This is a genomic window from Micromonospora sp. NPDC005220, assembly GCF_040607895.1.
Classification (GTDB): Bacteria; Actinomycetota; Actinomycetes; order Mycobacteriales; family Micromonosporaceae; genus Micromonospora.
In genome coordinates, this window is sequence record NZ_JBEXHP010000159.1 from 1 (window position 1) to 10,041 (window position 10,041).

At 71.5% G+C, this 10,041-nt stretch carries 8 protein-coding genes; 4 read left to right on the forward strand and 4 right to left on the reverse strand.

Annotated elements, in window-relative coordinates; translation table 11 throughout:
• Positions 1 to 131: 131 nt before the first annotated feature.
• Complete coding sequence (gene thiD / locus ABZU52_RS30315) at positions 132 to 917, forward strand: bifunctional hydroxymethylpyrimidine kinase/phosphomethylpyrimidine kinase (protein WP_354974363.1); 786 nt, start codon at positions 132 to 134, stop codon at positions 915 to 917.
• A gap of 17 nt (positions 918 to 934) precedes the next feature.
• Positions 935 to 2,527 (forward strand): phosphomethylpyrimidine synthase ThiC, encoded by a 1,593-nt coding sequence (gene thiC, locus ABZU52_RS30320; protein ID WP_354974364.1) that lies wholly within the window; start codon positions 935 to 937, stop codon positions 2,525 to 2,527.
• A 179-nt stretch (positions 2,528 to 2,706) separates the two neighbouring features.
• Here thiC and ABZU52_RS30325 read toward each other — a convergent pair whose 3' ends face one another.
• The 4 genes from ABZU52_RS30325 to ABZU52_RS30340 all read right to left on the reverse strand — a co-directional run bounded on the left by ABZU52_RS30325 (position 2,707) and on the right by ABZU52_RS30340 (position 7,586).
• Positions 2,707 to 5,466 carry a hypothetical protein gene (locus tag ABZU52_RS30325; RefSeq protein ID WP_354974365.1) on the reverse strand — a complete coding sequence of 920 codons (2,760 nt, stop codon included), beginning with the start codon at positions 5,464 to 5,466 and terminating at the stop codon, positions 2,707 to 2,709.
• A 76-nt stretch (positions 5,467 to 5,542) separates the two neighbouring features.
• Complete coding sequence (locus ABZU52_RS30330) at positions 5,543 to 5,851, reverse strand: cupin (RefSeq protein ID WP_030329959.1); 309 nt, start codon at positions 5,849 to 5,851, stop codon at positions 5,543 to 5,545.
• Complete coding sequence (locus tag ABZU52_RS30335) at positions 5,851 to 6,798, reverse strand: LLM class F420-dependent oxidoreductase (RefSeq protein ID WP_354974366.1); 948 nt, start codon at positions 6,796 to 6,798, stop codon at positions 5,851 to 5,853. Before ABZU52_RS30335 ends, ABZU52_RS30330 begins: the two co-directional genes overlap by 1 nt.
• 2 nt (positions 6,799 to 6,800) lie before the next feature.
• Positions 6,801 to 7,586, reverse strand: coding sequence for an ABC transporter ATP-binding protein (locus tag ABZU52_RS30340; RefSeq protein WP_354974367.1), 786 nt, complete (start codon positions 7,584 to 7,586; stop codon positions 6,801 to 6,803).
• 271 nt (positions 7,587 to 7,857) lie between these two features.
• On the opposite strand from ABZU52_RS30340, the gene ABZU52_RS30345 reads away from it, so the two are divergent.
• Both ABZU52_RS30345 and ABZU52_RS30350 read left to right on the forward strand, forming a co-directional pair.
• A complete protein-coding gene (locus tag ABZU52_RS30345) occupies positions 7,858 to 8,889 on the forward strand; it encodes an ABC transporter substrate-binding protein (protein ID WP_354974368.1) in 1,032 nt (343 codons plus the stop codon).
• 103 nt (positions 8,890 to 8,992) lie between these two features.
• Entirely contained in the window at positions 8,993 to 9,850 is an 858-nt protein-coding gene (locus ABZU52_RS30350; protein ID WP_354974369.1) for an ABC transporter permease, read from the forward strand.
• Positions 9,851 to 10,041 lie beyond the last annotated feature (191 nt).

Sequence of the window (10,041 nt, forward strand, 5' to 3'; positions counted from 1 at the left end):
CACCCCGGCGCGGGGCCCCCCCGCCCCCCCTGTCGCGGGTGGGGCCCCCCGGCCCCCCCGGGGGAAACACCCCCCCCCGCCCGGAGTGGGCACGGTCGGCCGCAGCCCCCAACCGCAACCAAAGAGGAAAGATGACCCCGCGAACACTGCTGACAATCGCCGGCTCAGACTCCGGCGGCGGCGCAGGTATCCAGGCCGACCTCAAGGTCTTCGCCGCGCTGGGCGCGTACGGCACCAGCGTCCTCACGGCGGTCACCGCGCAGAACACCCGGGGTGTCGACGCGGTGCTGCCGCTGCCCCCGCGCACGGTCACCGAGCAGTTGGACAGCGTGCTCACCGATTTCACCGTCTGCGCAGTGAAGACGGGGATGCTCGGCACCCCGGCGATCGCGGACGTGGTGGCCGAGGCGGCCCGGGACGGCCGGCTGCCCCAGCTCGTCGTCGACCCGGTGCTGGTCGCCACGAGTGGTCACCGGCTCGGCGTGGTGGACGCGGTGGAGCGGCTGCTGCCGTACGCCACTGTGGCGACCCCGAACTGCGCGGAGGCCGCGGCGATCACCGGACGCCCGGTGGACGACGTGGCCGCGATGGTCGTGGCCGCCGAGGCCCTGGTGGCCGGCGGCCCGGAGTACGTGGTGGTCACGGGCGGTGACCTCGACGGTGGCGAAGCGGTCGACGTGCTGCACGGCGGTGGCGTCACCACAGTGTTGCGCGCACCCCGGGTGACCACCCGGCACACCCACGGCACCGGGTGTTCGTTCTCGGCGGCGATCGCGGTGCGGCTCGGTCTGGGCGATCCGGTGCCGGCCGCGGTGGGGGCCGCAAAGGAGTACGTGCTCCGTGCGCTGACCGGCGCGCGGGGCTGGGAGCTGGGCGCGGGGCGCGGGCCGCTGAACCACTTCGGCTGGTCCGCTTGATCACCAGGGAGGCTGTCATGCACGCACGAGGCAAGGTGTACGTCGAGGGTTCGCGGCCGGATGTCCGGGTGCCGTTCGCGGAGGTGGGGCTGACCGGGGACCTGCCGCCGGTGCGGCTCTACGACACGTCCGGCCCCGGGTCGGACCCATCGGTGGGGTTGCCCGCATTGCGTGGTCCGTGGATCGCCGAGCGGGGTGACGTGGCGCCGGTGCGGGGTGCGGGCACGCCGCTGGCCGGGGTGGACGGTCGCCGGCCCACCCAGTTGGCGTACGCGCGGGCCGGTGTGGTGACCCCGGAGATGGAGTTCGTGGCGATCCGGGAGAACGTCGACCGGGAGCTGGTACGGGCCGAGATCGCCGCCGGTCGGGCGGTGCTTCCGCTCAACGTCAACCACCCGGAGTGTGAGCCGGCGATCATCGGCAAGGCGTTCCTGGTCAAGGTGAACGCCAACATCGGCACCTCGGCGGTCAGCTCGTCCGTCGCCGAGGAGGTGGAGAAGCTGACCTGGGCCACCCGCTGGGGTGCGGACACCGTGATGGACCTGTCCACCGGCAAGCGGATCCACGAGACCCGGGAGGCGATCGTGCGGAACTCGCCGGTGCCGATCGGGACGGTGCCGATCTACCAGGCGCTGGAGAAGGTCGGCGGCGACCCGGTGAAGTTGAGCTGGGAGGTGTTCCGGGAGACCGTGATCGAGCAGGCCGAGCAGGGCGTGGACTACATGACTGTGCACGCCGGGGTGCTCCTGCCGTACGTGCCGCTGGCCGTGGACCGGGTGACCGGGATCGTGTCCCGGGGCGGCTCGATCATGGCGGCGTGGTGCCTGGCGCACCACGAGGAGAACTTCCTCTACACCAACTTCGCGGAGCTGTGTTCGCTGCTCGCGAAGTACGACGTGACGTTCTCGCTCGGCGACGGGCTGCGCCCCGGTTCGATCGCGGACGCCAACGACGAGGCGCAGTTCGCCGAGCTACGCACCCTCGGCGAGCTGACGAAGATCGCCTGGGCGTACGACGTCCAGGTGATGATCGAGGGCCCCGGCCACGTACCGATGCACAAGATCAAGGAGAACGTGGACCTCCAGCAGGAGTGGTGCCACGAGGCGCCCTTCTACACGCTCGGTCCGCTGACCACCGACATCGCGCCCGCGTACGACCACATCACCTCGGCCATCGGTGCCGCGATGATCGGCATGTTCGGCACCGCGATGCTCTGCTACGTCACCCCGAAGGAGCACCTCGGCCTGCCGGACCGCGACGACGTGAAGGCGGGCGTGATCGCGTACAAGATCGCGGCACACGCGGCGGACCTGGCCAAGGGGCACCCCGGCGCCCAGGCCTGGGACGACGCCCTGTCGAAGGCGCGGTTCGAGTTCCGCTGGGAGGACCAGTTCAACCTCTCGCTGGACCCGGAGACGGCGCGCTCGTACCACGACGCGACGCTGCCCGCCGGGCCGGCGAAGACCGCGCACTTCTGCTCGATGTGTGGTCCGAAGTTCTGCTCCATGAAGATCACCCAAGAGCTGAAGGAGTACGCGGCGCGCGGCATGAAGGACAAGTCGGAGGAGTTCGTCTCCGGCGGCAGCCGGGTCTACCTACCGCTCGCCTGACCCGCCCGCAGGGCCGGGCCGTCCCTGAGCGACGTGCGGCCTTGCGGTGGGGTGATCGACTCGGGTTCATGAATGTCGGGGTGTCCGGGTGGGTGGGTCGGCCCGGTATCAATGAACCCGAGTCGATCAAGCGGCGACCGGCCGGTGCGTGGTGTTTTCGTGACGTCAGTCGCGGATGGTCAGTCGCGGTGGTGTCGACCGCTGGAGCGCAACGACCGGCGGCCGTTCTCCTGCTCGGGCTCGTTGTCCGACACCGACTTGCTCAGACCGGCGACCCAGTCGACGAATTCCTCGTCCTGGGTCGCCTGCGGCTCGGGCGCGTCCGACACCTTCGGGCTCGCCTCGTCGGCGCGGGACCGGTTGCGGCGGAACAGCCCGCCGAGTCGTCCTCGCCGAGAGGGCTGCTCTGCCACCTTCGGGGGCGTCGGCGCTGCCGACGTGGCGTCAGTACCCGCCAGATCGCCAAGGGCGCTGTCGGTGCTGGCGGCAGCGGAGGGTGCGCCAACCGTGCCCGGGAACTCCTTCGGGTCGGGGTGTTCGGCCGGAGCGTTCATCTCGCTGGTTCCGGTCGGCGCCGTCCGCGCCGTCGAGCTGTCCTGCGGTCCCGCCGACCTGGCGCGCCGAGAGGTGTCGAACGCGTTCCAGGTGCCGGCCCGGCTCAGGTCCGGCAACGGTGGCCGATGCCGGGGCCTGGGCGTCGGCTCGTGGGGCCCGCTCGGCTCGTCCGACGCCGTTGCCCCCGGCTCGGATGCCTGCGGTGGCACCGTCCACGTCGAGGTCACCGGCCAGGCCGACGGCGAGGGCGTCCACCGGTCCGCGTCCGGGTCGCTGGCAGCGGTGGCCCCGAACGACCCGGTGGCGGGAACGTCCTCGGCGGCGGGCCGAGCGTTGTCGGCGTCACGAGCCCCGGCGATCGCGGAATCGCCGGTCGCGGCCGGTACCGCCGGTGCCCGCGTCCCGCCAGCTGTGCTGGTCGGTGCTTGAGTCGGCCCGGTGGTGGCGGTCGCCTCTGGTGTCGGCGCGGCGGTGGCGGTCGGTGCTTGGGTGGCGTCGGTTGCAATGGTCGGTGACTTCGGGTCGGCCGGCACCGGCGTGGCGTCGGTTCCGGCGGTCGTCGAGGTGCCCGGCGCTCGCTTCGAGCCGGTGGCTGGTGGTCGCTTTCCGCCGGTAGCGGTGCTGCGGGCTGCTGCCGTGCCGGAGTCGGCAGCCGAGGCGACCTCGGAGGTCGTCTCGCGGGCGGTCATCCCGTCGGTGGTCACGTCGGCAGGGGACGTGTCGTCAGCCACCTCGGGGGCGGTGGCGTCCGGGTTGGTCTTCGACTTACGGGTTCGGCGCGGCTTGATCGTCAGCGGCGGCTCGGGCGTACCGTGGTCGGCCGTGCCCACGCCGGTCACCCCCGTGCCAGTGCCCGTCGGGCCCGTCGTGCCCGTCGGGTCTGTCGTACCCGTCGGGTCTGTCGTACCCGTGGCGGCACTCGGAGCGTCCGTGCCAGTCGAGGCTGTGCTGGCCGCCGCCGTGCCGCTGCCTGTGCTGGTCCGGGCCGTGCTGGTCCGGGCCGTGCTGCCGGCCGTGCTGCTGGCCGGGCTGGCATTGCTGACGTCGGTGCTGGCCGAGGGCTCGGTCGTGGCCGGGACATCATCCTGGCCCGCCGGGGGCTGCTGTGCTGCCGCGGCAAACTCACCGGTCGGCGCGGCCAGCCAGGCGTCGGACCGAGACGGAGCGGCCGGAGGCAAAGGGCCGGCCGGAGACAGAGGAGCGGCCGGAGACAGAGGGCCGGCCGGAGACAGAGAGCCGGCGGGAGACGGCGGGCCGGCGGGAGCCGGACCGTGCTGGCCGCTCGCGGTGGTCGCCGGCCAGTCCCAGTGAGCCGGGACGGTGCGTACGGCATCGGGGTCGCCCGTCGCCGACGGACCTGCAACGACGCCGCCAGGCCGGGCACTGGTGGACAGCTCGGCGGCTGTCGTCTCCGGGTCGGTGCGCTCGGCGCTGTGCCGGTCGTTCGTCGACGCGGCGTTGGGTAGCGCTGGCCCGTCGGGCAGTGGACGCAGGATGGCGGAGGGCTCGATCGCCTGCGGATCGGTGGTACGGGTGCCCGTCGGCCAGCGCAGCAGTGCGGCGGCGGCCGCACCGAGTGCTCCGGCGAGGATCGCGATCAACGAGCCGTAGTAGGGGGCCGCCTGGTAGCGGTCCACCGCGTCGCCGGGACCGGCGGTCAGGTAGGCGAACGCCACCAGCACCGGACCGGCCACCCCGGTGGCCCCGCTGACCAGCGGAGCCTGACCCCGCCAGCGAGCCAGCCCGGCGGTCGCCGCGCCGGCCAGCAGCGCCACGGTGGGCAGCAGGAGCAGCGCCAACCGCTGTGCGGCGTCGTCGCCGAGCCAGCTCGGCTCCAGTACGCCGAGCCGGACGGTCGGCAGTGGGCCGGCCGTGCCGAGCGACGGCAGGACGGAGATCAGCGCCAGCAGCCAGACCGCGCCGGCCACGGCCGCCATGTTCCAGCCCAGCTCGGACCGGAACAGGACGGCGATCGCCGCGCCCGCCCCGATCACCGCACCGACCATGGCGCAGATGCCCACCGCCCAGATCGGGTCGACGGAGATCAGCTCCGCGGCGCGGGCGGGCTGCATGCAGAGCGGGGCGATGACGGTGGCGCCGAGTGCCGCCGCACCACCGACCGCCAACTGCCGGCCGGTGCTGGCCGCCGGGACGTCGCGGCGGGCGAGTCGCTCGGTCAGCACGGCTCCGGCGACGGCCGCGTTCGCGGCGAACCAGCCCACCCAGACGAGCTGGGCCGGCCACTGGTTGACGGTCGTACCGGTGAAGGCGCCGGTCAGCCGGACGATGCCGAAACCGTACGCGACGCCGAGCTGGCCGGCTCCGGCCAGCACGCTCACCCCGAGCGCCGTGAGCAGCAGTCTGCCCCAGGTCCGAAAGGCCATGTCCGGCACGTTACGCACCTGGTACACCCGATCGCCACCGGCGCGCCGCGCGGCACGCCGGCGGCCATCGGCGGGTCTACTTGAGTTCGACCAGCCGGGCCAGGTAAGTCGTATCCCCGACATTGGTCAGCATGTGCACCGCGCCCGGGTCCCGGTAGACCACTCCACCGGTGGGCTCGTCGGCGTCGATCCGGGTCCCGTCGACGGTCTGTACGACGTTCTTGGCGCCCTCGATCGCCACCACCAGATAGGGGTGGTCGTGCCGGTGCAGCGGTTGCCGCTCGCCCGGTTCGAGGCGGATGTGCCAGACCCGGACCCGGTCGTTCTCGTACACGATCTCCTGACCCACCGGGCCGAGTTCGGTTCCGTCGATCACGTCGGTCATCATGCTCCGTCCAGTTGGGGCAGCACCTCGGCGGCGATCAGCTCAAGGTGGTCGAGATCATCGAAGTCGATCAGGCGGAGGTGGACCCGGGTGGTGCCGATCGCGGCGAACTCACCGATCCGCTGCGCGAGCTGCGCGGGGGAGCCGACCACCGGGTCCTCCGGCGGCAGCGCGCTCTTCTCGTGCAGGGGCGCGGCCCGACGCTGGGCCTCCGCGTCGGTCCGGCCGATCGCGACGACGATCCCGGCGGAGAGCACCAACGGGTCGCGCCCGGACTCCGACCGTCCGGTCCGCTCACACGCCTCGCGCACCCGGTCGTACGCCTCGGCGGTGACCGCCACGGATTTGAACGGCATGTTGAACTCATCGGCGTACCGGGCGGCCAGCTCGGGGGTGCGCTTGGGGCCACGTCCGCCCACGATGATCGGCGGCCCGGGCACCTGCACCGGCTTGGGCAGGGCGGGGGCGTCCACCAGCCGGTAGTGGTCGCCGATGAAGGTGTAGGTCTCGCCGGGCGGGGTTCCCCACAGCCCGGTGATCACCTCAAGCTGCTCGGCCAGCCGGTCGAAGCGTTCGCCGACCGTCGGGAACGGGATGCCGTACGAGGTGTGCTCGCGCTCGTACCAGCCGGCGCCGATGCCCAGGTCGACCCGGCCACCGCTCATCTGGTCGACCTGCGCGACCATCACCGCGAGCGGGCCGGGCAGACGGAACGTGGCCGACGTGACCAGGGTGCCGAGCCGGATCCGCTCGGTTTCCCGGGCCAGCGCGGCGAGGGTCAACCAGGCGTCCGTCGGGCCGGGCAGGCCCGGGTCGGCGCCCATCGACTGGTAGTGGTCGGCGCGGAGGAAGCCCTCGTAGCCGCAGGCCTCGACCAGCCGGGCGAACCGGAGCTGGGTGTCGTAGCTGGCGCCACGGTTTGGCTCGGTGAAGACCGACACCCGCATGGTCAGTGTCCTTCCGCGCCGGCGGTGGCCGGCTGGTCGCGTTCCATCAGAAGTTCGTGCAGGTCGGCGCTGACCTGGGCGACGTCGGCCAGGTGGGCGTTGCGGCCCAGGGTGCGGGGCCGGGGGATGGCCACGTCGACGACCTTGCGGATCCGGCCGGGGCGGGGGCTCAGCACGACCACCCGGTCGGCGAGCAGCACCGCCTCGTCGATCGAGTGGGTGACGAAGACGATGGTCGGCTTGTTCTCCATGTGCACCCGCTGGAGTTCGCCGGAGAGTTCCTCGCGGGTGAGCGCGTCCAGCGCGGAGAACGGCTCGTCCATCAGCATCACCCGGGGCTCACCGATCAACGACCGGCACAGTGACACCCGCTGCTGCATGCCGCCGGAGAGCTCGTGCGGCAGCCGCTTCTCGAAGCCGGCCAACCCGGCGACGTCGAGCAGTTGCCGGGCCCGCTCCCGGTGCTTGGTGCGGCTCCAGCCGAAGATCTCCACGGGCAGCATGACGTTGTCCAGCACGGTGCGCCAGGGCAGCAGCGCCGGCTTCTGGAACAGCATGGCGATGTCCTGGCGAGGACGGGTGATCGGCGTACCGGCGACGGTGATCTCACCGGCGCTCAGCGGGAGCAGCCCGGCGATCAGCCGCAGCAGAGTGGACTTGCCGCAGCCGGACCGGCCGAGCACGGCGACGAACTCGCCCTCGGCGACGTCGAGGTCGATGCCGCGCAGCGCCTCCACCCGGCCGGATCGGCCCTCGAAGGTACGGGACACCCCGGACAGTCGGATCATCTCCGGCGTACCTCCGCTGAGTCGACGGTCAGGAATCCGACAAAGGCTAGCCGTCCTGTCGAGGTATGGCACCGAGTGGGGTGGTCGTCAGTTTGTATCCGTTCCGCAACCCGATACGCCTGGTGTCGCAACTGTGGGTTTCTCGTACGCTGTGCCCGCGAAGAGTCCCCCCACGACGGCGGAATCCGGCTTCGACCCCTCCCGCCGGCCCGTCACGACAACCCCCTCCGGTGGCCTGCCGGCCCCGGTCGGAAAGGACATGGTGCTACTGATGAGAAGGCTGACCCGTACGGTCGCTACGGCCGCGCTGGCCACTGCCCTCGCCCTCGTTTCCGCCTGCAGCAGCGGGTCGGATTCGGCCGACGACGCCAAGGGCGGCGACGGCGGAGCGCTGCAGAAGGTGACCTACCTCACCTCCTTCGGCAACTTCGGCCGTGACTCCTACGCCTGGGTGGCGAAGGACAAGGGCTTCTTCAAGGAGGCCGGTTTCGACGTCGAGATCAAGGCCGGCCAGGGCACCGGTGGCGTGATCCAGACCGTCGTCGGCGGCCAGGCCGACTTCGGCCCGATCGACCTCACCGGCGGCCTGCTCCAGCTCGGCAACGGCCAGGCGAAGGACTTCACCGCGGTGGCCGCGATCCAGCAGCGCACCATGGCGGGCATCGCCTCGGTCGAGGGCAAGAACATCGCCTCCCCGAAGGACCTGGAGGGCAAGAAGCTCGCCGACACCCCCGGCTCCGTGGTCCGCAACCTCTTCCCGACGTACGCCCGGCTCGCCGGGGTGGACGCGACCAAGGTGACCTGGGTCAACGGTGAGGCGCAGAACCTGATCGGCACGCTGGCCGCCGGGTCGGTGGACGGCATCGGCCAGTTCGTCGTCGGTCAGCCGACCATCGAGGCGGTGGCCAAGAAGAAGGCCGTCATGCTGCCGTACAGCAACGTGATGCAGGACCTCTACGGCAACGTGCTGATCACCTCTTCGAAGACCGCCAAGGAGAAGCCCGAGATGGTGAAGAAGTTCACCGCGGCGCTGCTCAAGGGCCTGGAGTACAGCCTGGCCAACTCGAAGGAGGCCGCCGACATCCTGAAGAAGAATGTCGACGCCACCAACCCGGTCGCCGCCGCCGCCGAGCTGGACCTGATGGCCGCGTACGTCCGTTCCGGCAACACCGGCACCGCGATCGGCACCCTGGACAGCGGTCGGGTCGCCAAGAGCATCGCCATCCTGCAGGGCGCCGGGGCGCTGAAGCAGAACATCACCCCCGAGCAGATCATCGACTTCAGCCTCGCGCCGAAGGCCTGATCGTCCGGTCGTCATCAGGGGGTACGTCCCGCCGATCCCGGTGGGGCGTACCCCCGTCGCTCGTCGGCCCCCGGCGGGCCGTGCGATTTCGAGGAGGACAGAGATGACCGACGTCCGGTCAGCGGACCCGGCGGTGGCGGAACCCGCGCCCCCCAGTGCCGGCCCCGAGGCGGGGCGCACGGGTCGAGGTGTCGGTCTGCGGGCCGGGGCCGAGGCGGCGCTACCCGCTGTCGGCATCCTGGTCGCGCTGGCGGCGTGGTGGCTGATCGCCCGACTGGAACTGGTCCACCCGGTCGCCCTGCCGCCGCCCGGCGACGTGCTCAGCGCGTTCGTCGACAAACCCGCCCAGATGCTGGAGCACACCTGGGACACCACGCTGGAGATCCTGACCGGGTTCGCCCTGTCGGTAGCCGCCGGTGTGCTGATCGGGCTCTCCCTGGCCAGCTCCCGCACTGTGGAGCGGATGTTCACCCCGCTGCTGGTCGCGGTGAACGCGGTGCCGAAGATCACGCTGGGCCCGCTGTTGGTGGTGGCGCTCGGCTGGGGCCAGAAGCCGATCCTGACCATGGTGTTCCTGCTCTGCTTCTTCCCGATCGTGCTCTCCACCGCGACCGGACTGACCACCACGCCGGCCGACCTGGCCGAGCTGGTGCGATCCTGGAACGCCTCCCGCTGGCAGGCGTTCCGCAAGGTGCGCTTCCCGGCCGCGCTGCCGCAGATCTTCGTCGGCCTCAAGGTGGCCATGCCGCTGGCCGCGATCGGCGCGGTGATCGGTGAGTTCCAGGCCGGCGAGAGCGGCCTCGGTTACGTCATCACCCAGTACGCCGGCATCGGCGACGCCGCCACCGCCTGGGCGGCGATCATGCTGGTGGCGCTGGTGAGCATCCTGCTCTACTCGGCGCTGCTGCTGATCGAACGATTCGCCCTGCCCTGGGTCCGCGAAACCACCAGCAGCCGCTAACACCAAGAGCAAGATCAAAGACCAGCACCAAGACGCAGATCAAGATCAACACCAAGAGACGCGAAGGGCCGGCCTCCCTTCCAGGAGGCCGGCCCTTTTCCTCGACGCTGCTGGCGCAAAGGGTGTGGCCAACCGTGCCCGGCGGAGGGATCAAGCCAGAACCCCCCGCGCCGGGCCCCGTAAGCCACACC

What these genes read in the sequence shown, in the direction of transcription:
- thiD (WP_354974363.1), top strand. Translation starts at nt 132, where the DNA reads ATGACCCCGCGAACACTGCTGACAATCGCCGGCTCAGACTCCGGCGGC.
- thiC (WP_354974364.1), top strand. Translation starts at nt 935, where the DNA reads ATGCACGCACGAGGCAAGGTGTACGTCGAGGGTTCGCGGCCGGATGTC.
- ABZU52_RS30325 (WP_354974365.1), bottom strand. Translation starts at nt 5,466, where the DNA reads ATGGCCTTTCGGACCTGGGGCAGACTGCTGCTCACGGCGCTCGGGGTG.
- ABZU52_RS30330 (WP_030329959.1), bottom strand. Translation starts at nt 5,851, where the DNA reads ATGACCGACGTGATCGACGGAACCGAACTCGGCCCGGTGGGTCAGGAG.
- ABZU52_RS30335 (WP_354974366.1), bottom strand. Translation starts at nt 6,798, where the DNA reads ATGCGGGTGTCGGTCTTCACCGAGCCAAACCGTGGCGCCAGCTACGAC.
- ABZU52_RS30340 (WP_354974367.1), bottom strand. Translation starts at nt 7,586, where the DNA reads ATGATCCGACTGTCCGGGGTGTCCCGTACCTTCGAGGGCCGATCCGGC.
- ABZU52_RS30345 (WP_354974368.1), top strand. Translation starts at nt 7,858, where the DNA reads ATGAGAAGGCTGACCCGTACGGTCGCTACGGCCGCGCTGGCCACTGCC.
- ABZU52_RS30350 (WP_354974369.1), top strand. Translation starts at nt 8,993, where the DNA reads ATGACCGACGTCCGGTCAGCGGACCCGGCGGTGGCGGAACCCGCGCCC.